The 23,980-nt window shown below is 69.2% G+C and carries 18 protein-coding genes and 1 tRNA gene; 7 read left to right on the top strand and 12 right to left on the bottom strand.

Features of this window, described 5'->3' with window-relative positions:
- Positions 1-1,108: 1,108 nt before the first annotated feature.
- From ACZ58X_RS28605 to ACZ58X_RS28575, 7 genes are all read right to left on the bottom strand, one after another.
- Complete coding sequence (locus tag ACZ58X_RS28605; protein WP_470336463.1) at positions 1,109-1,240, bottom strand: hypothetical protein; 132 nt, start codon at positions 1,238-1,240, stop codon at positions 1,109-1,111.
- A gap of 57 nt (positions 1,241-1,297) precedes the next feature.
- On the bottom strand, positions 1,298-1,717 hold the full coding sequence (locus tag ACZ58X_RS28600) for a hypothetical protein (RefSeq protein ID WP_470336462.1): 420 nt from the start codon (positions 1,715-1,717) through the stop codon (positions 1,298-1,300).
- A gap of 706 nt (positions 1,718-2,423) precedes the next feature.
- Complete coding sequence (gene cas7c / locus ACZ58X_RS28595) at positions 2,424-3,281, bottom strand: type I-C CRISPR-associated protein Cas7/Csd2 (protein WP_470336461.1); 858 nt, start codon at positions 3,279-3,281, stop codon at positions 2,424-2,426.
- A gap of 31 nt (positions 3,282-3,312) precedes the next feature.
- A complete protein-coding gene (cas8c, locus tag ACZ58X_RS28590) occupies positions 3,313-5,160 on the bottom strand; it encodes a type I-C CRISPR-associated protein Cas8c/Csd1 (RefSeq protein WP_470336460.1) in 1,848 nt (615 codons plus the stop codon).
- Positions 5,161-5,162: 2 nt separating this feature from the next.
- Positions 5,163-5,855, bottom strand: a complete 693-nt coding sequence (gene cas5c / locus ACZ58X_RS28585) for a type I-C CRISPR-associated protein Cas5c (protein WP_363628911.1) — start codon at positions 5,853-5,855, stop codon at positions 5,163-5,165.
- Between the two features lie 472 nt (positions 5,856-6,327).
- Positions 6,328-8,466 carry a CRISPR-associated endonuclease Cas3'' gene (locus tag ACZ58X_RS28580; RefSeq protein WP_470336459.1) on the bottom strand — a complete coding sequence of 713 codons (2,139 nt, stop codon included), beginning with the start codon at positions 8,464-8,466 and terminating at the stop codon, positions 6,328-6,330.
- Positions 8,467-9,477: 1,011 nt separating this feature from the next.
- Complete coding sequence (locus tag ACZ58X_RS28575) at positions 9,478-9,609, bottom strand: hypothetical protein (protein ID WP_470336458.1); 132 nt, start codon at positions 9,607-9,609, stop codon at positions 9,478-9,480.
- A 921-nt stretch (positions 9,610-10,530) separates the two neighbouring features.
- Here ACZ58X_RS28575 and ACZ58X_RS28570 point away from each other — a divergent pair.
- Positions 10,531-12,444, top strand: coding sequence for a DNA/RNA helicase domain-containing protein (locus ACZ58X_RS28570; protein ID WP_470336457.1), 1,914 nt, complete (start codon positions 10,531-10,533; stop codon positions 12,442-12,444).
- Positions 12,445-12,555: 111 nt separating this feature from the next.
- On the opposite strand, the gene ACZ58X_RS28565 is transcribed toward ACZ58X_RS28570, so the two are convergent.
- Positions 12,556-13,485 carry a phosphorothioated DNA-binding restriction endonuclease gene (locus ACZ58X_RS28565; RefSeq protein WP_470336456.1) on the bottom strand — a complete coding sequence of 310 codons (930 nt, stop codon included), beginning with the start codon at positions 13,483-13,485 and terminating at the stop codon, positions 12,556-12,558.
- A 256-nt stretch (positions 13,486-13,741) separates the two neighbouring features.
- Here ACZ58X_RS28565 and ACZ58X_RS28560 point away from each other — a divergent pair, with 256 nt between their 5' ends.
- The 6 genes from ACZ58X_RS28560 to ACZ58X_RS28535 all read left to right on the top strand — a co-directional run bounded on the left by ACZ58X_RS28560 (position 13,742) and on the right by ACZ58X_RS28535 (position 20,052).
- Entirely contained in the window at positions 13,742-14,347 is a 606-nt protein-coding gene (locus tag ACZ58X_RS28560; protein WP_452181613.1) for a hypothetical protein, read from the top strand.
- Positions 14,348-14,562: 215 nt separating this feature from the next.
- A complete protein-coding gene (locus tag ACZ58X_RS28555; protein ID WP_470336455.1) occupies positions 14,563-15,930 on the top strand; it encodes a tyrosine-type recombinase/integrase in 1,368 nt (455 codons plus the stop codon).
- A 623-nt stretch (positions 15,931-16,553) separates the two neighbouring features.
- Positions 16,554-16,859 (top strand): hypothetical protein, encoded by a 306-nt coding sequence (locus ACZ58X_RS28550; protein WP_470336454.1) that lies wholly within the window; start codon positions 16,554-16,556, stop codon positions 16,857-16,859.
- Positions 16,860-18,110: a tyrosine-type recombinase/integrase gene (locus tag ACZ58X_RS28545; protein ID WP_470336453.1), complete on the top strand. Its 1,251-nt coding sequence runs from the start codon at positions 16,860-16,862 to the stop codon at positions 18,108-18,110.
- Between the two features lie 96 nt (positions 18,111-18,206).
- Entirely contained in the window at positions 18,207-18,392 is a 186-nt protein-coding gene (locus ACZ58X_RS28540; protein WP_470336452.1) for a hypothetical protein, read from the top strand.
- A 298-nt stretch (positions 18,393-18,690) separates the two neighbouring features.
- Complete coding sequence (locus ACZ58X_RS28535) at positions 18,691-20,052, top strand: restriction endonuclease (protein WP_470336451.1); 1,362 nt, start codon at positions 18,691-18,693, stop codon at positions 20,050-20,052.
- 183 nt (positions 20,053-20,235) lie between these two features.
- Here the strand turns inward: ACZ58X_RS28535 and ACZ58X_RS28530 are convergent.
- The 4 genes from ACZ58X_RS28530 to ACZ58X_RS28515 all read right to left on the bottom strand — a co-directional run bounded on the left by ACZ58X_RS28530 (position 20,236) and on the right by ACZ58X_RS28515 (position 23,811).
- Positions 20,236-20,309, bottom strand: a tRNA-Pro gene (locus tag ACZ58X_RS28530).
- A gap of 149 nt (positions 20,310-20,458) precedes the next feature.
- Positions 20,459-21,796, bottom strand: coding sequence for an MFS transporter (locus tag ACZ58X_RS28525; protein WP_470336450.1), 1,338 nt, complete (start codon positions 21,794-21,796; stop codon positions 20,459-20,461).
- A gap of 169 nt (positions 21,797-21,965) precedes the next feature.
- Positions 21,966-22,754, bottom strand: coding sequence for a DUF1684 domain-containing protein (locus ACZ58X_RS28520; RefSeq protein WP_470336449.1), 789 nt, complete (start codon positions 22,752-22,754; stop codon positions 21,966-21,968).
- A gap of 196 nt (positions 22,755-22,950) precedes the next feature.
- Positions 22,951-23,811: an acyl-CoA thioesterase gene (locus tag ACZ58X_RS28515; RefSeq protein WP_470336448.1), complete on the bottom strand. Its 861-nt coding sequence runs from the start codon at positions 23,809-23,811 to the stop codon at positions 22,951-22,953.
- Positions 23,812-23,980 lie beyond the last annotated feature (169 nt).

The raw sequence follows: 23,980 nt of genomic DNA, 5'->3' as shown, positions 1-23,980 counted from the left end.
AGACAGCCCGCGCTGTTCGTTCACCGAGAGGCGCCTCAGAGACGGTGGTGAACGACGCGTGGTCCCCAGCAAGTCCCCCCGACTCGGTCTCGGCTGCTCCAGGGAGCGATTGCCACTCTCGTCTCAGGGCCCAGCTCGGCACCGCACCGGAACTGCGATCCTGGCCGCCCAAGAGGGCAACCGCCACCACCCTCCGGCGCTGGGTTCGCGGACAGCGCGGCATCGCGTTGCGATCCTCGGCCGCCCCGAAGAGCGACCGCCACCGGCCAAGGCCTGGTACTCCTGCACGCGGGCGACGTTGTTGCGATCCTCGGCCGCCCAGGAGGGCGACCGCCACCAGCGCGCGGTCGCCCGGGATGCGCGAGGCGCGTTCGTTGCGATCCTCGGCCGCCCCGAAGGACGACCGCCACTCATACCCGCTGTGTCGCCGAGGCCCTGCCAGTCGTTGCGATCCTCGGCCGCCCGGAAGGGCGACCGCCACTCGAGGAGGGCCTGATGGACGGCCTGACGAAGGAGCAGTTGCGATCCTCGGCCGCCCGGGAGGGCAACCGCCACCCGCACGGGTGGCGGTGCGCAGCACCGCCTTGGAGTCGTTGCGATCCTCAGCCACCGAGAAGGGCGACCGCCACCAGGCGGACTCGGACGGCTGCAACGCCTACCCGTCGTTTTGATCCTCGGCCGCCCCGGAAGACGGCCGCCACTGGGTGATCTGGGTGAGCAGGCCGGCGAGCTGGCCGTTGCGATCCCTGGCAGCCCCGAGGGGCGGCCATCACTGCCTGCGGCGTGGGTACTCTCGCCGACATCGAATTCGTTGCGATGCTCGGCCGCCCGCGAGGGCGACCGCCGCCGCCCAGTTCATCACCTCGGCCTGGGCGCGGGAGTTGCAATCCCGGGCCGCCCCAGAGAGCGACCGCCACGACGCACGACCAGGCCGGTCGCCGAGTTCCGTGTCTCGTTTCGATCCCCGGCCGCTCCAAAGGGCAACCGCCACCACGCAACAGGGTGCAGGCTGCGGTGGCGTCAGGGTTGCGATCGTCGGCCGTCCGGGAGAACGACCGGCCCAACCTGCGCGCCCGTCAGACGCCCACGCAGGCCGTCATTGCGATCCTCAGCCGCCCAGAAAGCCGACGGCCACCACGGTGACGATGCAGGCCACCGTGCGGGTGTCGTCATTGCGATCCTCGGCCGCCCCGGAGGGCGGCCGCCAATGCGCCATCGCTGCCTTGGCTGCGTCGATCACACGGTTGCGATCCTCGGCCGCTCTGGAAGACGACCGCCACAACTACATCAAGGAGCGCTACGACAGCCCCGTCAAGGTGTTGCGATCCTCGGCCGCCCCGGAAGACGACCGCCAACAGAGCCTGACCCAGCTCTTCGGCTTTGGTGCCGTTGCGATCCACGGCCGCTCCCGGAGGGCTACCGCCACCTGCCTGGGGACATCGCCCTTGCGCAGGATGACGATGTTGCGATCCTCGGCTGCCCCCTGAGGGCGACCGCCGCCCCAGGAAATCCAGAGCATGTCGATAGCGGAGTACCAGTTGCGATCCTCGGCCGCCCCGAAGAGCGCCCGCCACCAGGTGGCCGGGTTCACCGGCACCGACGTGACCCTGTTGCGATCCTCGGCCACTCCAGGGTTGACCGCCAACAGTGCTGTGCCCAGCTCTTCGGCTTTGGTGCCGTTGCGATCCTCGGCCGCCCAGCGGGGCGACCGCCACATTCATGCCCATGGCACTCTCGTCGGCCTTCTTGTCGATGCGATCCTCAGACGCCCCGAGGGACAACCACTATTCCCCGCCGAGTTGGCCCGCCACCGACCGGGGCGACGTTTCAACCCTCAGCTCTCCCCAAGGACAGCAGCCATGTCGACGACAATGACCCAGGTGTCGAGGGCAGGTGCGATCACCGATCGCCGAGGAGGATGGGCCGCCTCTCTTAAACCGACTCCTCACCACTGTCCCGACAGATGTTGCAAACCTCAGCCGCCCCGAAGGGTGACCGCCGCTGCTGTACGCCTACATCGGCACCACCGGCGCGTACAAGTTGCGATCCTCGGCCGCCCCGATGGACGACCGCCAGTGACCCACCCCGCTAGCAGGCCCATCAGCCATTCAGCGTTGTGATTCTCAGCCGCTCAAGAGCAACTGCCACCCAAACAGCTCGACATAGACCATGTGGTGCCGCTCGCGTTGCAAATCCTCGGCCGCCTCGGAGGGCGACCGTCGGTGCAGCACCGTTGACGCCCAGATTCGCCGTCGGCGTTTTGTTGCGATCCTCGGCCGCCCAGGGCGACCGCCGCAGTTTGCCCATCCGAAGGTCGACAGTGCCGTTGCGGTTGCGATCCTCGGCCGTCCCTAAGAGCGACCGCCAGCAAGCGTGGGCTCAGCAACAGCACCGGTGACCTTCTGATGCTGAGCAGACACTACCTAGTCCACGAGCGCCGTGAGGGAGATTCCCTCCGGAACGTCTGCGTCGACGGTTACCTTGTAGTCGGAGTACGAGCGTGCTGCGGTGTGGCCGAGCGGGGTGACGTGCACGCGATCGAGGAGCTTGTGGGCGGGGGTTTGGCCGTAGGCGTTGGCGTGGCTGAAGACCCAGAGGCCGCGGAGTGCCATGGAGGCGCGGGCGGCGGCGCGGTCGTGTTCCAGCATCATTTCGAAGGCCTGCCACAGGGCCTGGAGGTCGTCGCTGGTGACGCCGGTCTTGGCGGCGAGCGGGGCTGAGAAGTGGCCGGCGCCGCGGTAGAGGCCGTAGGGGACGATGTTCTTGGTGCCCATCTCCGTCTGCTTGGTGGCCAGGTCCTCGACTCGGGTCGGGGTGACGCGGGTGATGGGGACTTCGATCGTGGTGACGGGGTCGATGGACCTGCTGAACGTGAGCTGCAGGGGGCCCTGGACGCGACCGGCGGTCCGGTCGCGGTTCTTACCGGTGGTCATGACGGCGCCCATCATGCGGATGTCGTAGAAGGTCTGGCACATCCAGCCGCGGGCTTCGGACTCGTTGGCCGCGCCGCCGGTGTCGTAGGCGCGCTCGTGCTGGGCGTTGAGGGCAACGCCGGCTTCCACGTAGATGTCGTAGCCGGGGCGGCCGGCGTTCAGGAGGCCGACGGTGTTGCGGATCTTCCGCTTGAGGGCGACGTCGGTGACGTAGCCCTGCATGGTGATGGGGTCGGTACGGGGGGCGCCGCCGTTGTCGGGGTCGCCGTTGGGGTTGCCGTCGACGATGTCGAAGAGGAACACGAAGTCGTGCTTGCGCGCGGGGTCGAGGTGGGCGGGGATCGTCATGGTGGGCTCTCGCTTTCCGGTAAACGGGTGGTCAGGCGGTTTCGGCATCGGCCGGGGCAGCTTCGATGAGGTCCGAGACGTCGAAGAGCGCACCGGCCCCGGCAGGCTGGGGCTCGGCCGGCCCGGCGGCATGCTCCTTGGCAGCCTTGTAGGCGAGTGCGGCAGTGATGTCGGCCGCGCGCTGGTGTTCGTAGCCGAGGACGAAACGGCCCTGTTCGGGGACGGTGAGCAGCAGGGGGACGTCGTTGAGGTGTTGGTAGATGTCGCGCATGCGGGCTTCGAGGGCGTTGGCGGTGGGCTGGTTGCGGCGGCGGATGATGCGGAGGTGGTTTTCGGCGCTGGCGCGGAGGTTGGCGAGGACGGTGGCGGGGCTGCTCATGGCGGTGCCGAAGTATTTGTCGGTGATGGTGGTGTTGACGGTGCGTCCGGTGTCTTTTGCTGCGCGGCGTTGGACGGCGGCGAGGGTGGCGAAGAGGCGGCCGCACATGTAGGCGGAGTCGTTGGCGTTGGGGTCGAGGCCGGGCATGCCGTGCTCCTGGGTGTGGTGGCGGGTGAGGGCTAGGCGTAGGAGGGCGGTGCGGGGGCCGTCGATGCGGCGGTCGGCGCGGATGCGGGCGAGGAGTCGGGGGAGCATCCAGGCGGGGGGTGGTGTGCCGTGGAGGGCGCTGTGGAGGAGTGCTTCGTCGATGCCTTCGGGGATGGTCTTGGGGTGGTATTTCTTGTCGGTTTTGACCCATCGGGCGCAGGCGAGGGTGAGTCGCCAGATCGGGTAGGCCTGGTAGCGCGGGTCGGTGTCCGGGTGCGGGTGGTCCTGGGTGCCTTGGGGTGACCAGGGGTCGAGGTATCGGTGGTCGCGGAACCAGCGGCCGAGGCAGTCTTCGATGACGGGCAGGGGGACGTCGATCCAGTCGCGTACAACGACGCGTGAGGAGTTGGCGCCTAGGGTGGCGGAGTAGAACTTGTTGACGTCGGCGGAGTATTCGGTGGTCCCGGTGCCCGGTTTGAAGATCTTCGCGATGAGATTGGCGATGTCCTCGGGTTGCGGGTCGTCCAGGTTTCCGAAGTGGTTGCGTTTGACAGGTTCGCGGGTCCACCAGACCGTCACTGCGGTGTCGGCGCGCCGGCGGTGCTTCGGGTCGGCGAGGAGTTCGCCGAGCGAGGTGGTGGCGGCCGTTCCGCACCTCTCGCACAGGGGGGTGGCGGCGAGTCCGGCGGTGACGCCGGCGCGGCCTTGGGCGGCGGTGTTCACGCTGACGAGCTGGGTGCTCTTGGCCTGTTTGGCGGGGATGGCGCCCATGGCGATCGAAATCGGAACGGTGGCGAGCAGGGGGCGTTCGTGTCCGCAGACGAGGCACAGGCCGGTGTTGCCAGCTCCTTTGGAGTCGCTGACCTTCTCCGCCCAGAACTGCAGGGCGGTCGGCTGCTGGTGGGCCCATTGGCCGTCGACGCTGATGGCAACCAGGTCGCCGGCGGCCATGTCAGCCGGCAGCTCCATCGTGGTGCCGAGGAAGCGGACGACGGCTTCGGCGGTGGGGTCGCCGGGGTTGGCGGCTGCCCATTGCCGGGCGAGCTCGGCGAAGGCCGTGCGGCATTTCGCCGCCCGGGCGGCGTCCTTGTCCTTGATCTCTCCGGTTTTGGGGTCGGCCTTCGGTACGCCGAAGACGTACTGGGCGTTGTCGGCGAGCAGGCACGGCGCGATGGCGACCGTGCGGGTGGAGGTCGGCACGGCCAGGCGGAGCGCGGGCTCGCCCTTGGGCATTCGCATGTCCTGGAGGTCCGCCAGGTCGCCGTCGAGGAACACGGCCCATTTGATCGTCGCCGGTTTCGTGTAGGAGTGTTCCTGGTCGGCGACGCGTTCAGTGAGGCGTTGCAGCAGCATGGTCAGGCTCCGGTTCGCCAGGAGCCGGCGGGCATGTGGACCTCGTCGTCGCCCAGAGGGCGTCGCGGAACGTGGAGCACGCCGTTGTCCAGGCGGGCGCGAAACCAGTGGTAGGTCTCCTGGCCGCGGTCGCCGTACCTGATCGAGTGCAGCATCACACCGAGTTCCTCCGTGCGCTCGATGGGGCCGGCCTTCGTGTCGGCGGGGCTGCCGGGCCATGATCCGCGGGGGCCGAAGCCCGCGGAGAACTCCCGGCAGCCGAGGAAGGGCTGCGAGAAGCACCCGCCGCGCTCGGTGCGGCGCCGCAGTTGCTCCCGGTATTTGGCGGCCGGTGCCTTGGCGCTGCGGGTCGGGATGATCTGGGTGTTCACCCGGTAGGCGACGTCGCGCAGCGCCACGGTGTTGCGCTGGTCCCGGTCGTGCTCGACGTCGTAGCGCTCTTTGTGGTCCGCGCGCAGGGCCTTGATGCGGGGTGCGGTGATGACGGACTTGACCTCGTTGCGTCGGATGTTGATCCAGTCGATCGGGGTGAGGATCTCGATCGACTGGATGACGTACTGCATCTCCGGTTTCCAGAAGATGGCGCTGAGCGCTCCGACGGCCGCGGAGGGCGTCATGACGGGGTAGCTGACCCGTTCGACTTTCAGTTCGGGTCGCGTGAAGCAGGCCAGTGGTCCCCACAGCTCGACGGTCACCGGCGGCTCCGGCCAGCGCGTCTGGGCATGGCTCGGCAAGGAAATCACCCTCTCCAGGGCAATGTGACGATGTGTCAGACACGGACCGTAGCATCACTAGCACTCCTATGAAGCTGCTTCCCGGGACGGCTTGACAGCCTCGACGGCACCGTGATGCCCACGGCCCATGTCGTTGCCGAATGTGTATCAGGGGTCACTGACAATGACGCCCCCGCCGGCAAGCCGACGGGGGCGCGAACGTGCTGACAGACACCAGCACGCCTGTGTTTCGATCCTCGCCACCCCTCCGAGGAGGCGGCGCCACGGTCCGGGAGCCTACCCAACACGCGCGTTCCGACCCGACTGTCCTCGCCGGACCGCAGTCAGGCCTCCGCACGCTCAGGGCGAGGAGGCGCAGGGAGTCCCTCGCGACGTGGCCAGCCGACTCGCTTCCGGGCGAGAGTGGTCGGGGCCGGCAGCCGCCCGGGCACCGCTACCGATTCGGCGGCTCGATGCCACGCTGTGGATGGTAGGGACCGACCCACTCGACGAGGTCGTCGACGATGAGCTTCGCGTGGCCGGCTTCCAGCGCCGCGTCCGCCTCGGCCCTGGGGACGCCGGCGATGTGGGGCTGCAGGACGCGCAGGGTCTCGGGCCCGCAGGGCTGACCCGTGCGAAGCATGTCGATAGCAGCACGGGCCGCAGCCTGCTCCTCGGGCTTCAGCTCGGGCCGGACATGGACGACGCTCGCCGTACTCTCACCGATCATGACGAACTGCTCCGCCACGGCCGGGAAGTCGAGTTCCCGGCGCAGCGCCTCGATCGGGTCCCCGAGGTTGGCGAGGCCCTGGAGCCGGTATCGGGTCCTGGAGTAGCGGGCGAGTGCGGTGAGATTGTCCGGGTCGGCCTTGTCGGGGCCGTCGCCGAAGCGGTTGCCTGCGATGCCGAGCGAGAGCATGTACGACGGGTCCGGGATCCTGCCGCTGTCATGGGCCTTGAAGACGACGACCGTCCCGCGGTGCAGGCGGCCCTCACGGTTGCAGCGGCCGGCCGCCTGCTGGAGGTTCTCCGGCGGGGCCCAGGCACGGAAGACGATCGGGAAGTCGAGATCGACGCCGGCCTCGATCAGCGACGTCGACACAACCCGGACACACTGCTCGGCCGCCAGGAGCGTGCGGATCTCCTCGATCGTCTCCCGGCGGTGTCCCGAGGTCATGCGGGTGGACAGGTGCAGGGCACCCTCGGGCAGCTGTTGGTGGACGGCGTTGGCGTCGCGGGTGGTGGAGACGACCATCAGCATCTGCTCGTGCCGGGAGGCTACGCCGGCCATGGCGGCCAATGTGGTGTCCTCTCGCCACTCGTAGCGGACGCGTTCGAGAGCCGAGAAGAGCGGCGCCGGGTCGGGAATGACGTGCCGGTGCCTCGTGCCGTCGATGCTGCTGAACTCCGGCTGTGTCGCGGACGACAACAGCACCGTCGTGCCGAACCGCTCGGTCAGACCCCTCAGTGCCGACAGGATGGGAACCAGCAGCCGGTCCGGCAGCGCCTGGACCTCGTCCAGGACGATCACGGCACCGGCCAGCCGGTGGAGCTTGCGCATCCTCGACGGCGAACGACTGAAAAGGGACTCGAACAGCTGCACCGTGGTAGTGATCACGAACGGCGCGTCCCAGTTCTCCGCCGCCAACCGGGCCCACCCCGCACGCTCGAGATCGACGGAGGAGTGGTGTTCGAGGACATCCTGCTCGCCGAGCATCCTTCGGTAGACGGAGGCGTTCTGCTCAGTGATGCTGATGAACGGCACCGCGACGATGATCCGCCGCTGACCGTTGCGCGCGGCGTGGCGCAGCCCGAACCCAGCCCCGGCCAGTGTCTTCCCCCCGCCGGTCGGAACGTGCAGCCGGTAGATCCCCTGCTCACCGTCCGCCGCGGCGACAGCCTGCTCGTAGATGTCCGTGCGGATCTCGTCGATCCCCGACGGCTTCCGGCCTGCGAGCATGGCCTTCCGAGCGTCCTCGAACCGCTCGGCAAGGGCAGCCATGTCCGCGTCCGGCCGGACATACGGCGAGCGGCCGCGAAAATGCGCGTGGGTATCCAGGTGGTCCGCGTCGACGACACTGCTGAACAGCATCCGGACCATCAGGTCGACATCAGAAAGGCCGTTGTCGCCGTCGGGGTTGGACAGCCAATCCGGCACCGCGATCCCCGCAGACTCGACCTCGGGAACGTCCGCCGCGACTCGGCGAATCGCCTCGTCCACAACGCCAGGCCGCGCGCGCAACTCCCTCAGCAAAGCACGTATCTCACTCCCGGACTGCAAGCCTCCGTGGTGCCCCTCCACGACCCCGGCAAGAGGCCAGGGCAAATACTGAGCAGCGAGACGGACTCCCGCCCGCTTGTGATCGATCCCGACCTTCGCTCCGGTATCGGCAACCTTCGCCAGTTGGTCCTGCCACGCACAGGCGCCCTTGCCGACATCGTGAACGAGCGCCAAGTACTCTGCCACGGCAGCCATTCCGAACACCGCACCGAACCGAGCAGCCAGTTCAGCCGATCCACTGAGATGATCACCCAGCAGATGCCACTGGCCAGCACCATTGGGCGAGTGGGCATAGAGAGGCTTTTCACGCATGACCCATAAGGCTATCCATCCGATACGACAAAGGAGTTACGACTGCGATCAGGTCCCCGTATCAGGTCGCTACACAAGCGCAAACCACCCAGAGGGGAATGACAATCCTCGTGTCGGCGACCGCCTCCGGTGATGCGTTCGCCCCAGAGAGAGACAGCCACTCGCTGTCGCTGGCTTCAATCTCGTCTCCGCTCCAGCGTTGCAGCCCTTGGTCACCCCGGAGGGCGACCGCCACGTGGAGACCTCCAGGCTGGATACCCACAGAGCGCCGTTGCGATCCTGGGCCGCCGGGGAGGGCGACCGCCGCTGTGCACGCGGTTGCGGGCCAGCTGGCCGTTGGCCAGGTTGCGATCCTCGGCCGCCCCCAGGGGACGACCGCCGCCGGTCTCGACTCAGACCCCCTTGCGCACGTCGTAAGCGTTGCGATCCTCGGCTGCTCGGGAGGGCGACCGCCACCCGGTGCTTGCGCTCGCGGCGCCGGCGGACAGGCTCGTTGTGATCCTCGATCGCCCTGAAGGACGACCGCCACAGGCCCGGCGTCGTGTCACTCCCACGGGTCGAAGCAGTTGCGATCCTCGGTCACCCCGGAGGGCTACCGCCACATGCCTCATCATCGCCTCCCGGGGACTTGTGGCAAGCGTTGCGATCCTCGGCCGCCCGGGGGGCAACCGCCACGGCCAGTGCCTGGTGGGCCGGGTCAACCTTGTCGGAATTGCATCCTCGGCGCCCCAGAAGGCAACCGCGACTGCCGACGTAGGTGAAGGAGTGCTCCTCGCTCTCCAGGTTGCGATCCTCGGTCATCCCGGAGGACAACCGCCACACGGCGACGACCCCGAAGTCCTGGGGTCCTGGCAGTTACGATCCTCGGCCACCCCGGAGGGCGGCCGCCACTGCTCGACGGCATCTACGACCACGCGTCGCTGATGGAGTTGCGATCCTCGGCCGACCCAGAGGGCGACCGCCAGCAGTCCGGCGAGGGGTTTGGCAGCCAGCGGCACGGTGTTTCGATCCTCAGCCGCCCCAGGAGGCGACCGCCACGGCGATCCTGTCCGGCGGGCGCTGGTTCCAGGAGTGGTTGCGATCCTCGGTCGCCCCGGAAGGCAACCGCCACTGTCCGGCCAACTGCTCATTCGGCTTGAGCATGCGCTTACGGCCCTCGGTCATCCCGGAGGATAACCGCCGCCCTACATCGCTGTTGACTGGCGCCGTCCGCGCGACTGGTTGCGATCCTCGGCCGCTTCGACGGGCGACCGCCACTCGGTACTGCCGACGCCATCGCCACCTTCTTCAACATGCTGCGACCCTCAGCGATCCTCAAGGGCGACCGCCACCAGGGTCTCGACGGTGTCGCTGCCCAGGTCCTCGTAGTTGCGGTCCTCGGCCACCCGGGCGGGCAACCGCCACCAAGAACGGTCTTGCTGGTCTCGATGGACGTAAACTTGTTGCGATCCTCGGCCGCCTGAATGGGGACGACCGCCACGCTGGTGCCGGCGGTCCACTGGCCGCCGATCGCGTCGTTGCGATCCTCGGCCGTTCCGTAGAGCGCCTGCCACGAGCTCCCACAGCAGCATGTTGTTGTAGATCTCATTGCGATCGTGAGCCACCTCGACGGTGACCACCACATGGGTCCGCCGCGGCTGCGCGGTTGAGTACCTGCCGTTGCGATCCCCGACCGTCCCGGAGTCCGGTCGCCGCATAGTCATCGCGACCCCTGGGGCGGCGACAGGCGAGGGAGAGATATGGAGGAGTCAAGCAGCGCCGTGGCGCCCGTATTGGCGCACAGTCTAAACATATCAACCTGGTGTCACACCGTAGAGAGCCACCAGTCGAACGCAGCCTCGCTGACGCAGCAGCTTTGCCCATGCCCGTCCGGAGATGTGCACTTAAGCGTGCCAAACGGAACTCGCTATTCGTGCAACAGAGCGCACCTCACGCGGACACTCAACCATCAGCTCGGGCTCTCCGTTGTAGGTTTGGCCCTGTCATCAGCGCGGCCCGCCGGGCTTCCCGTCAGGGACATGCCCCCACCCGCACGAGTCACTTCGTGCTGCCTGGGAGCATGTCTTGCTGTTCCGCGACTCCGCGTCCGCGGTCGCCGCCGAGAGCCTGGCCGGATCACTGTTCGTGCGTCTCATCGACCAGTTCGTTCACAAGCACGGCCACAAGCCGAGCCCGTCCGAGGTGCGGTCCTGGGAGCGGAGCATCCCGGTTCTGACCAACGCGCTGCTGGACGCCGGTCTCGGCATGGTGGAGGTGCTCCTCGAGTATTCGCTGCCGCTCAACAGCAAGCGCGCGGACGTCATACTCGCCGGCGTCCACCCGGGCACGGGCGAGCCGTCGTACGTGGTAGTTGAGCTCAAGCAGTGGAGCAGCGCGCTGCCGGAGGACGGTGAGCCGCTGCTCTGCCGGGTCGACGCGTACACCCGGCCGGTGCTGAACCCGATCGAGCAGGTCCGCGGCTACTGCGACTACCTGATCTCCTTCAACGGCGCGCTCGCCGCCCGTCCCGAGCGGCTGTCCGGTGTGGCCTTCCTCCACAATGCGACGGAGTTCGGTGTCCAGGGCCTCTACGAGGTGCCTCAGGACGATCGCGGCCGGCTCTTCACCGCGGAGCGCCGCGGGGAGTTCGTCCAGTACCTCCGTTCGAAGCTGAAGCCGGTCTCCGGCGCGGCGGCGGCGGACGAGTTGCTCGCTGGCAAGGTGGCACCGTCCAAGCAGTTGATGGCGGTCGCCGCCGACGAGGTCCGCGAGCGCGAGCAGTTCGTGCTGCTGGGCGAGCAGCGGGTCGCCTACGAGCTGGTGCTGCGCGCGGTCCGCCAGGCGCAGCAGTCCGATCACAAGGAGGTCGTCGTCATCACGGGCGGCCCGGGTACCGGGAAGAGCGTCATCGCGCTATCTCTTCTCGGTGATCTGTACCGGCGCGGAGTCACGGCTCTTCACGCGACCGGGTCCAGCTCGTTCACCACCACGATGCGCCGGGTCGCCGGGGCGCGGAAGCGTGAGGTGCAGGACCTGTTCAAGTACTTCAACAGCTTCATGACCGCCGAGCGCAACGGTCTGGACGTGCTGATCTGCGACGAGGCGCACCGGATCCGGGAGACGTCGGCGAACCGCTACACACGGGCCGCGCAGCGCACGGGGAAGGCCCAGATCGAGGAGTTGATCGACGCCGCGCGGGTGCCGGTGTTCCTGCTGGACGAGCACCAGGTGGTCCGGCCGGGCGAGATGGGCACGGTGGCCCAGATCCGGGCCGCCGCCGCCGTGAAGGGCCTGGACTGCCAGGTGGTGGAGCTGGACAGCCAGTTCCGCTGCGGCGGCAGCGACGCCTACCTGAACTGGGTGGTGCGTCTGCTGAACCTCGAGCCCGGTGGCCCCGTCGGATGGGAGCCCGACGGCAAGGTCGCCCTGGAGGTCGTGGACAGCCCCCAGGAGCTGGAGGCGTTCCTCGCGGCCCGGCGCGCCGAGGGGTACGGGGCCCGCATGTCGGCCGGGTACTGCTGGAAGTGGACGACGAAGGTGGCCCCGGGAGACCCGCTCCCCCTCGACGTGCACATCGGTGACTGGGCCCGGCCGTGGAACGTGTACGGCGACCGCTCGATCGCCGGTGCCCCACCGGCCGCGTTGTGGGCCACCGATCCGGCCGGCTTCGGCCAGGTCGGCTGCGTGTACACCGCGCAGGGCTTCGAGTACGACTGGAGCGGCGTCATCCTCGGGCCGGACCTCGTCTGGCGCACCGACCGGTGGGTCACCGACCGGACGGCGTCCAAGGACCCGGTGTTCCGCAAGTCCACCAGCGATGCCGACATCGACCGTCTGATCCGCAACACCTACAAGGTGCTGCTGACGCGGGGAATGATCGGCACGGTGGTGTACTCGACGGACCCGGAGACGCGGGCCAAGCTTCGGGAGCTGGTCACGGAGCAGGTGGGACAGACCGCGATGGAGCAGAGCGACCCACGGCCGATGACCACTCACTGATTCCGGGCAGGACACACGGTCCCGTCGATTCTGCGCGATCGGGAACGGGCCACCCGAGTTGGAGTCGGACGGCGTACGGTCGCTGACCAGTCAGCGACCGTACGGCCTCTGTCAGCCCGAAAGCGCCGGGGTCTGGGGCTCCCGGGCCTCACCTCGGAAGACCTGTTCGGCGTGCCACTGCCGGTGCCGGCCCGCGACCGGAGGAACCCCCGCCTGGGGGCCGATGACCGGCCGTCCGGCCAGGGCGAGTACATGCTGCCTGCTGGCCTCGCTCCGCCCGACGAAGCGCTGCGAGACGAGTATGCGGCGGCCCTCCCCCAGGCCCAGCACGCCCTTGTCGAAGAGCTTGTGGTGCAGCGAGCACAGGCACAGGCCGTTGTCGACCTCGTCCGGCCCGTCGTAGGACCACCAGCGCACGTGCGCCGCCTCCAGGCCGACCGTGCTCGTGCCCAGCATCCCGTCGTAGCCGCAGAAGGCGCACTGGAACTCATAAGCGGTCAGGACGAGTTCACGCATCCGCCGGTCCCGCTGCCGTCGCGCCGCTCGCTCCCGCCCGCCCGGGCCGCCGGTCACGCCCGCGGCCTCGATCGGGTCCAGGTCAAGGCCGACGGCCTCGCACAGGTCTGCGTGCAGTGACGGCGGGAAGTGGAAGTCCAGGAGCACCCGCGCCAACCGGCCCAGGAGCGCCGGCTCCTTCCGCAGCGCCGTTCGCAACTCGGACGCGAGCCTGCCGGTCGCCCCGCTGGAGCGCAGGACCCGCACGCCACTCCCCGGGCTCCCCAGCCCCTGGTCGGTCCTGACCTCCCAGACACCGTCACTGACCAGATGGTGGAACGGGTACGCGGGGGTGGTCGGATGGGACGGCCCGTACTCCTCGAGCAGCCGCTTCAGCTCCTCCTCGACAGCGCTGTACCGCAGTTCACCGTCGGCATCGCGCTGGAAGCTGCCCAGCGCGTACAGCAGCAGCAACGGTTTGTGCGGCGCCCGAACGTCGTTGCTCGTCCACCGTCTCAGCTTCGCCACCCGCTCCAGCCAGTCCATGGCCGCCTAGCGTATTCCGGGACACGGACACCACCTGAGCCTCAGCCCCCAGCAGAACATCGTCCTGGCGTCGCCTGCGGACACAGAGCGGTCCGGACTCCTCCCGACGATGCCCGAACCAATCCCCAGCCTCACCACGCAGCACCACCTGCTCCGTGCGCCCTGAGATCCCCCGATGCGCCCTTGATCCACCGTGCAGATCGGCGGACTGTCGGACCCTGAGGGTGGTCATCAGACGATCGATCGGGGGATTTGCATGTCGGACGCACACTCGGCCAGTCCGTGGGCACGCACGGTCTTCGGCTCCCTCGCCGCCGAGGTCGCGGGCATCGTGCCTGCATGCCTTGTCCGGGCCCACGAACGTGCCCAGGGCGGCCACGAAGGCGTTCACACGCAGACGCTCGAAGCCTACGGACACGGGCTCTACGCCGCTCAGTACGAGGAGCTGTCGGCCGGCCTCTGCCAGCTTCCCGGCGTTGAGCTGGTGCGCCTCCAGGCACGGACCGTCGCCGTGGTCGCCGGCCATGTCGTCTATCCCTACCGGTACGCGAAGAAGGACGTACCCGTGACCGCTGCCAGACTCCGGAGCGCGTCAGGGCTTCGCGCAGACCTCATCCGCAGGCATGGCCCCGACCCGCGTCAGGGAGAGCTGGATCTCGGCATCGAACTGCCGGACGAGGACGAGCCTCATGCGGATCTCGCGCGCCTCTCGCCGGACACCAAGCTTGTGCTCGTCGCCTACGCCTGCTCGTTGGCTGAGGGCGTGGTCCGCCTGGAATGGGGATCCGCGGAGCTTCGCCGCGAAGATCGATCACTGATCTGGCACCGCCACGAGCCCCTGCCCATCCCGCGGCAACGCTGATGTGAGGGGTCTCCGACAGACGGCCGATTGCGGGTTCGATCTTGTCCCGAGTCGATCTGCTGAAAGCAGGGGCTTGGCCGTACGCCTCGCCGCGCTTGTCGCTTCCGAGCGCCGTTCAAGAGCCTCGCCGGTTGACCTCCGGAACAGGGCGGTCTCGCGGCGCCACAGGTACATGCTGGCCATACGTTCATCTGCTAATCCAGAGGGAGGACGTCATGCGTGGCACTGGAACGATCTACAAGCGGTGCGGCTGCCGGGACTCCCGTACCGGCCGGCAGCTTGGAAGTCTCTGCCCGCACCTCCACCGCCGTGGCCACGGTTCCTGGTATCTCGCGATGCCACGGCACGCGGCCGTCGACGATCACCGCTCCCGGCTGCGCCGGGGCGGCTACCGTACGCGGGCTGAGGCCGAGCGCGCGCTCAAGCGCCTGCGCGACCCCAACCTCGCGCACCAGGGCGGACTACTCACAACCGGCCAGTGGCTACAGCGCTGGTACGACATCGTCGAGCCCCATCTCCGGCCGTCGACCGCCCGCGGCTATCGCCAGCACCTGGAGCAGTACCTCCTGCCGCTGCTGGGCCGCGAACTGCTTTGCGACCTGACCAACGACTCGGTACAGCAGGCCTTCAGCACCATCGTTCGCCGACACCAAAGCGCCAACCGGCCGATCAGCGCAGGCACATTGCGTCGCGTGCAGGCGACACTTCGTGCCGCTTTGAACCATGCGGTGCGCAACGGCCTCCTGACGGCCAACCCCGCCCGGAACCTGGATCTCCCACGAGCGCCGCGACCGCACCCGGTGGTCTGGACAGACAACCGAGTGGCGGAGTGGAAACGGACCGGCGAGCACCCACCCGTCGCAGTCTGGACACCCACCCAGACAGCCGCGTTCCTGGCGTACGCCAGCGATCACCGCTTGTACGCCCTCTATCACCTGTACGCCTTGAGGGGTCTGCGCCGCGGGGAAGGCGCGGGCCTCCGCTGGTCGGACTTCGACGCCTCGAGCCGCACACTCACGGTCGCACGGCAACTACAGCAACGGGAGAACGGACGGCTGGAGGTCTGCCCCGTGAAGACGCGCGCCGGCGAACGGACGATCGCCCTCGACGGAAACACCATCCACGTGCTGAACACACACCGTAGCCAGCAGAGAAAGGAGAAACTGGCCGCGGGAATTAGTTGGAATGAGTCCGATTACATTTTCACCGATGCCTACGGACGTCCGCTGCGCCCGGACCACATCGGCCACGTCTTCCAGAACATGGTGCGCAGAAGTGACCTACCGCCAGTCCGGCTCCACGACCTGCGCCACGGAGCGGCGAGCCTCGCCTTGACCGGCGGATCCGATCTCAAAGTCATCCAAGCCCAGTTGGGGCACTCTACGATCATGACCACCGCCGACACCTACACCTCGGTCCTCCCCGAGACGGCCCATCTCAGCGCCGAGGCAACAGCTCGAGTGGTCATCGATGCGGCCCGAAAGCTCTCCCTAGGCATCCGGTACCAGCCGAGGCCGCACAAGCGGCGCACGGAGGCCCGGCCGGGAGCCTCCCCAAACAGAGGGATTCGTAGCTCAGCGTAGGAATTTGACGGTCCATCGCCAGACCCGGGCACCCCACGAACGACCCACTCACGGCCCATCGAGGACGAGAAAGTCGCCCGGCCGCGCCCTCAGGGGCGCAAGAAAGACCAGGTCACAAGGGATGGCGGAACGAAAGGTGATCCCCGAACGAAATCGGCAGACCTGCGGATTAAAAGTCCGCAGCTCTTGAGTTAGCGTCGGCCCGAGGTAGGGGACCGACGACCCCGGACTCCTTACATCCGTCACAGACCGTAGCTGCCGTCCCGCGCCTGCCGTCATTTTCAGGGTACTCCGGGCCAACTCCGCGGCGCACCGGCCGCGACCCACCAGGCAAGAACGCCATTTACGGCCTGCATCACTGCCAGCGCCGCCAACCGCCCCCTCTGCCCGGGGTGACCTGCGCGGACTCCCATGGCAGCAGGCCCTCGTCAGCGGTCGCAGACGTCAAGCCGCCTTCCACCCGGCGTGCCCGCCGGAGCTCGACGCGCTTCGAAGAACGACCCGTGCGTACGGTCTGCCCCGTTCAGCACGCCAAACCCTGTTCCGCCCGTCCAGGCGGACAGGTGACTGTGGGCGTGCCCGGCCGAGCCCGAGCGGCTCCACCACCCCATCAGAGGGAGACCATGCACGTCCGACCCTACGTTCCCGCCACAAGCCGCCTCTCGGTTCCGACCCAGACCCCTGCCGGTCCCGCTCACGAGGCCAATCCGGCACCGGAGTTCGACCTCCTGCACAGCGGCTGGTACTCCACCGAGGAACTCGCCTTGCTGTTGAAGGTCGACCCCTCGACCCTGCGGCGCTGGCGCTCCGCCACTCCCCCTCAGGGCCCGCCCTTCGTCCAGATCGCGCCCCGGCTCTACCTGTACAGCATCCCCGACACCCAGCTGTGGCTCGCCCAGAAGCGCACCGACCCATCCGAGGCAGCCTGAATGCCCGACCACACCCCGCTCATCCCCATGGGTGTCGACCTCACCGACGACATCGAGCACCGCCCCGACCGCCGCCCGCAGTTCCGCTACCGCGCCCGCGTGCGCTGGACCGACCCCAACGGCGGCGGCCGCAAGTCGGCTTCCTCCTCCGTCCCCACAGAGGAGGAAGCCAAGGCCTGGATCGCCCGCATGCAGCGGGCCGCAGCACGCGGCATCACCCCCAAGACCCTCACCATGACCCTCGCCGAGTACGGCGACGAGAACTGGGACCTGGCGATGCGCGGCCTGGAGACCACCACCCTCGACCCCTACACCGCCGGCTGGAAGCTGCGCGTCACCCCGGTCCTCGGCCACATACCCGTCACCAGCATCACCAACGGCATCACCGACCGGGCCCTCCACTCCTGGATCGCCGACGGACTCAGCATCTCCTCCGTCAAGAACAGCCTCGCCCCACTCGTGCGCATCATGGAGCAAGCCGTCCGCGACGGCCTCATCGACTTCAACCCCTCCCGCATGAGCGGCTGGCAACGCCTCTACAAGAAAGCCGAAGACGAACTCGACGACCCCCGCTCCCTCGCCCTCGACGACTGGGACGCCCTCGACGAACTCGCCAACGCCCTGGTCGAACGCTCCCACAACCACTACCGCGGATGGGGCGACATCGTCCGCTTCGCCGCCTGCACCGCCGCCCGCATCGGCGAAGTCTCCGGCGTCCGCGTCAAGGACATCAACCGCTTCGACTGGACCTGGGACCTATGCCGCCAAACCACCACCGGCCCCGGCGGCCTCATCGACAAAGGCACCAAGGGCAAGCGGCGCCGCACCGTCCCCATCATCGAAGAGATCCGCGACCTCGTGAACTGGCGCATGAACGTCGTCGGCAACGACCCCATGGCCCGCCTCTTCACCGGACCACGCGGCGGCCGCATCACCACCGCCATCCTGCGCGACGCCACCCACTGGGACGAAGTCGTCGTCAGCCTCGGCTACGAATACCTGCGCCGACACGACCTCCGGCACACCGGCCTCACCTGGCTCGCCGACGCCGGCGTCCCCATCCACGTCCTCCAGAAGATCGCCGGACACGGCCACATCACCACCACCCAGCGATACCTCCACCCGGACAAGAGCTCCATCGAAAAGGCCGGCCAGACCCTCAGCAGGCACCTGTCGGCCGACCGGCACACCTCGTCGCCGACGGCGGCACCGGCCGAGGCGACAGTGCGCCATCTGCGCCTCGTCCAGTAACAGCCCCACCGGGCATCCGCCGGCGAACCCCCCACTGGCACGTTGCCCGCAACGGCGGGCTCGTCATCGTCAACCACCGTGCTGTAGAAGTGGCCTGTGGCAGACGATGAAGAAGACGCGCCGCCCTGGGTCCGGTTACTGCTCCGTGAGCAGACCGCGCGCAACATCCACGGCAGCCTCCAGGCATCTGGAATCGCCGCGCCGCTGGAGGACGTACGCGACCTGTGCAACCGCCCGGTCGAGATGTACGACGGAGGCCCGTCTCCACTCCCGCGTGAGTGAGCACTTCATCTCCCCAGCGGCGGCGGCACGTTGTGCCCCCGTATCGGTTGCCTCTCCCCGACTCGGCTCGGAGCCGCTGATTCTCGGCGGCCCCAGCCGGGTAGTGCTGCTGGCATATCGCGCTGTCGTGGACCAGGGGGTGGACCGGGTGGCACGCCGAAAGACGGTGGCGGAGATCCTTGCCGAGGCGTACCGCTTGAAGCAGCAGGCGCGAGCCGCACAGGCGCAGGGCGGGGCCAAACAGGCGGTCGGCCGCGCTGCCGCTCCGGCGGCTCAACCCCGTCCCAGGAAGCGGAAGGTGGACCCCGCCGTCGAACACGCCCGGCTCCTGGCCGCCGGCGAGAAGCACCTCCAGCGCGAGGAGGCCGCCCGTGCCAAGGAAGCCGCCCGGGTGGAAGCCGAGTTGGCCAAGCGCCTGACGGCTCGGCGCCGGGAGGAGGAGGCGAGGAAACGCGCGGACGCCCAGGCCGAGAAGGAAGCCCAACGGCAAGCCCGGCAAGCCGAGACGACCCGACTCAAGGCCCAGGCCGAGGAGGGCACCGCCGAGTGCAACCGGCGCCGCGAGGAGCTGGAATCAGTCCTGCTGCTGCGCCCCGAGGGCCTGGAGGCGTGGCACCCTCACGTCGAAGAAGCGTTCGCCCACGATGGCCCTCAGGGTGTCACGGAGCTGATCGAGAACCTGCTGCAGCGCTCCCCTGTCCCCTCTGGCTGCCGGACCGCGGCCCAGGCGGTCTACGTCCCCGAGGCCCAGCAGCTCCTGGTCGACGTCGAGCTGCCGAACCACGAGATCGTCCCGGCGGTGGCCTCTTACCGCTACATCGCACAGCGCGCCCAGGTCGTCCCCCAACCCGCCAAGCCGGCCGAGCTCAACGAGGCCTACGCCAGGCTGGTGGCCCGCCTGGCCCTGCGCGCGCTGGACGAGGCGTTCTCCGCCACACCGGCCGCGTTCGTGGAGACCGTCATCCTCAACGGCCGCGTCAACGCCACCGATACGGCGACCGGCCAGGCGATCCGGGCCTGCGTCGTCAGTGTCGTCGCCCAGCGCAAGGACTTCGCCGAACTCGTCCTGGACGAGCCCAGGCTCGACCCGCAGCAGTGCCTCCACCGGCTCGGCGCAACCGTCTCCAAGCACCCCCACGACCTGGAACCGGTCACACCCATCGTCGAGGCCGACCTGTCCCGCTACCGCATCACCACCGACACCGCCGTGGTCGCCACCCTGGACAGCCGGCCCGACCTGCTCCAGATGAACCCCTACGACTTCGAACGCCTGGTCCGTGAACTCTTCGAAGCCATGGGCTACGAGACCTGGCGCACCCAGGGCTCCCGCGACGACGGCGTGGACGCCGTCGCGACGTTGACCGACCCGACCGGGTCCACCATCTTCGCCATCCAGGCCAAGCGCTCCAAGAACATCGTCCCGGTGAACACCGTCCGCGCCATGTCCGGGGTCATCCAGGACAAGGACGCCGGCTACGGCATCGTCGTCACCACCTCGTGGTACGGCAAGGACAGCTACGACTTCGCCCACCGCAACGGCCGCCTGCGCCTCATCGACGGCCGCAACCTCAAAGCCCTGCTCGCCGAGCACCTGAACATCGACGCCCTGATCGGACTGCCCAAGGTACCCCCGGGCTGGCAGGCCGGCGACCTCGTGTAGGTGCGAACGCGCGCCCGCCGCACAGGGTTGCGGCGGGCCTTCGGCCGATGGCCGCGGTCCCCGGCTGGTCCCCGGCAAGATCACGGAGCGGTGGCATCGCAGCCGCCCACCATCTGTCGGGCCATCAGCAAAAAGGCCGCTGATCTGGGATTTCTCCCGATCAACGGCCTTCCGACATCACTGTCGGGACGACAGGATTTGAACCTGCGACCCCTTGACCCCCAGTCAAGTGCGCTACCAAGCTGCGCCACGTCCCGTGGTCTCGGTGCCTTGCGGTGCGGCCTGGGGGGCCCTGCCGGTCGGCTTCTCGACCTTGTCTCCGGTTGTTGTCCCGGCGACGTGGAAAACAATACAGCACGTCGGGGGGTGCTCGCTGCCAGGTTTCGGGGTGGGGTGGGGAGGGGGGTCAGGGGGTGGGGTGGCGGGCGTCGTAGGTGAGGAAGGCGGGGCGGCGGGCGGCGAGGAGGAGGACGCAGGCGACGCAGGCGAGGCCGCCGGTGATGACGGAGGTGGCCGGGTTGCTGAGGGCGGCGACGGCGCCGGATTCGAAGTCGCCGAGGCGGGGGCCGCCGGCCACGACGACGATGAAGATGCCCTGGAGGCGGCCGCGCATCTCGTCGGGGGCCGCGACCTGCATCATCGTGTTGCGGAAGATCATGCTGACGGTGTCCGCGCAGCCGGCCACGGCGAGCAGGAGGAGGCCGAGCCAGAGGTTGTGGAGGGCGCCGAAGGCGGCGATGGCGAGGCCCCAGGCGGAGACGGCGGCGAGGATCGCGACGCCCTGGCGGTGGACCCGCCCGACCCAGCCGGAGAAGAGGGCGCCGATCAGGGCGCCGACGGCCGGGGCGGAGACGAGCAGGCCGACGGTGCGGGCGTCGCCGGCGTAGAAGGTGACGGCGATCGCCGGGAAGAGGGCGCGGGGCATGCCGAAGATCATCGCGGCGAGGTCGGCGAGGAAGCTGGTCCGCAGGTTGGGCTGGTCGCGCAGGAAGCGCAGGCCGTCGAGGACGGACGCGCGGCCCTTGCGTTCGCCCTCCGGCCGCATGGCGGGCAGGCGCCACATGGCGTACAGGGTGCCGGCGAAGGCGACGGTGTCGACGAGGTAGGCGGCCTGAGCACCGAAGGCGCCGATCAGGACGCCGCCGAGCATCGGGCCGACGGTGAGGCCGAGGTTCATGCTGACGGTGTTCAGCGCGTTCGCCGCCGGGAGCTGGTGGGCGGGGACGAGCCGGGGGATCATCGCCGAGCGGGCGGGCGAGCTGATCGCGAAGAACCCGGCCTGGAGGGCGACGGCGGCGTAGAGGACGGCCACCAGGCTGAGGCCCGCCAGGGCCTGGGCGGCGAGCAGGGCGGAGACGACGGCCAGGCCGGCCGAGCCGATCAGGCCCAGCTTGCGGCGGTCGACGGTGTCGGCGATCGCACCGCCGTACAGGCCGAAGGCGACCAGCGGGACGAGCGAGAACAGGCCCACCAGGCCGGTGGCGAAGGCGGAGCCGGTCAGGTCGTAGACCTGGACGGAGACGGCCACCGCGGTCATCTGCTGGCCTATGGAGGACACCGCCTGCCCGGACCAGACCCGGCGGTAGTCGGCGTTCTCGCGCAGCGGGCTGAGGTCGGCGAAGGCCCGCCGGTACCAGGGCACCTGCACCGGTGCGGCCGGAACAGCGGCGGTAGCAGGGGCGGGGACGGCAGCCGCAGCGGGGGCGTCGGCGGTCGGGGTATCAGGGGGTTGGTTGGTGGTCACAACAGTCCATGGTTGCCCCGGCCTCCGCCGCACCCGACACCGGGGCCCCTTGAACGCCCGGCGGATGCGGGAACGGCGCCGCGGCCCGCCCGCCGCGCCGGAACAGCGCCACGGACGGAGCCACGGACGGAGCCACCGGCGGAACCCCGCGAACGAAAGGGTGCTCGGACTACCGGGTGAGCACCTGCTTCTCCCCCGCCTCCACCGCGAAGTCCAGGCGGTTGCCCGGCGGCGGGAACGGGCAGATGAAGTGGTCGGCGAAGGCACAGGGCGGCAGGTAGGCCCGGTTGAGGTCGAGGACCGTCCGGCCCTCGTCGTCCGGCGCCGGCAGGGTGATGAACCGGAAGCGGTAGGTGTCGATGCCGCTGGTGGCGTCGGCGATGACGCCGGTGAGGTTCCGGCCGGAGCGGCCCACGGTCAGGGTTCGGTGCTCGCCGGCGACGGTGAACTCGATCCGCCCGGTGACCGCCAGCGGCCGGTCCTTGCCGTCCGCGTTCGGGACGAGCACCGACTGCCCCTCCTCCTCGAACGGGGTGTAGACGGCGGGGACGGCCCACTCGGGCGCGTACGGGTAGGCGGCGATGCCCGCGAAAGCGGTGCGGGTCGGGGCGGCCGGGTCGAAGACCCGCAGGGCGAGCTCGCCCTCCCGCTCGATCGGGACGAGCAGCAGGTCGCCCAGGGTGGCGGTGTCGGCGGCCGGGTCGGTGTCCGGGCGGAGCAGCGCCTCGCCGTCGACCGGCTCGTCGGCCCCGGCGACGGTGATGCCGTCGGCGGCCGCGGCTCGTACCCGGACGCCCTCGGTGTCGGCCCACCAGAGGCCGGGCAGGCCCGGGACCTCGACCGGCTCGGGCTCCAGCCAGTGCGTGCCGGTGAGTGCGAGCTGGCCGTGCAGCGCGCTCACCGACGCCGCCCGCCCGTCACTCCAGTGCTTCCAGTCCTCCGCGGCCGTCGCCGTCATCGGTCAACCCTCCCGGTCCGGTCCGCGGACGGCCCGCCGTTCGGGCCGTCCGTATCGGTCATCCTGCACAACACCGCCCGCCGGTGCGGATCATTCCCGGCTCCCGGCAAGCCGCCGGACCCGTAAGGAGACTGCAATGCCACGGCAACAGGCGGCAGCCGAGCGCCCGACTCCCACGCCCGCCACTACCCGCCGGTCAGCCCTTCAACGGCCGGAACAGTCCCTCCTGCACCACCGACACCACCAGCTGCCCGCTCCGGTCGTAGATCTGCCCGCGGGCCAGGCCGCGCGCGCCGTGGGCGATCGGGGACTCCTGCTGGTAGAGCAGCCAGTCGTCGGTCCGGAACGGCCGGTGGAACCACATCGCGTGGTCGAGCGAGGCCATGTCGAAGTGCCGGGTGCCCCAGAGCGGCTCGACGGGGGCGCGGACGGCGTCCAGCAGCGTCATGTCGCTGGCGTAGGTGAGGGCGCAGACGTGGATCAGCGGATCGTCCGGCAGCGCACCGTTGGTGCGCAGCCACACGCCGCTGCGCGCCTCGACGTCGACCAGGTCCTCCTTGTTCCACCGCAGCCGCTCGACGTAGCGGATGTCGAAGGGCTGGCGACGGCTGATGAACGGGGGCAGCTCGCCGAGCCGGGAGCCGACCTCGTCCAGGGCGCTGGGCAGGTCCTCGGGTGCCGGGACCGCCGGCATCGGGTACTGGTGCTCGATGCTGCCCTCCTCCGGTCTGTGGAAGTCGGCGGTGAGCGAGAAGATCGACCGGCCGCCCTGGATGGCGAGCACCCGGCGGGTGCTGAAAGAGCGGCCGTCGCGGATCCGGTCGACCTGGTACACGATCGGCACGCCGGGCACCCCGGGGCGCAGGAAGTACGCGTGCAGCGAGTGGACGGGGCGCGCGTCGTCGATCGTGCGCCCCGCCGCGACCAGCGCCTGCCCGGCGACCTGGCCGCCGAAGGTGCGCTGCAGGGCCTCCTCGGGGCTGCGCCCGCGGAAGATGTTCAGTTCGATCTGCTCCAGGTCGAGCAGATCGACGAGGTCGTCGACGGGGGTACCCATGCGCGCGCTCCCTCTCGTGATTCCGTTCCAGTTCTCCAGCTCACTCGAATTCTCCGGCGCCCCGGGGCATTCCCGCTCACCGACCCCCACCCACCGATTCACTCGAACGAGTAAGCGAACCACCCGGGCCACGCCACCGGCCAGGGCCACGTCGCCGACCCTGACCACG

This window comes from Kitasatospora sp. NPDC040550 (assembly GCF_055594965.1).
The sequence above is the reverse complement of the archived record's forward strand: the minus strand, read 5'-3'. Positions and strand labels throughout refer to the sequence as shown.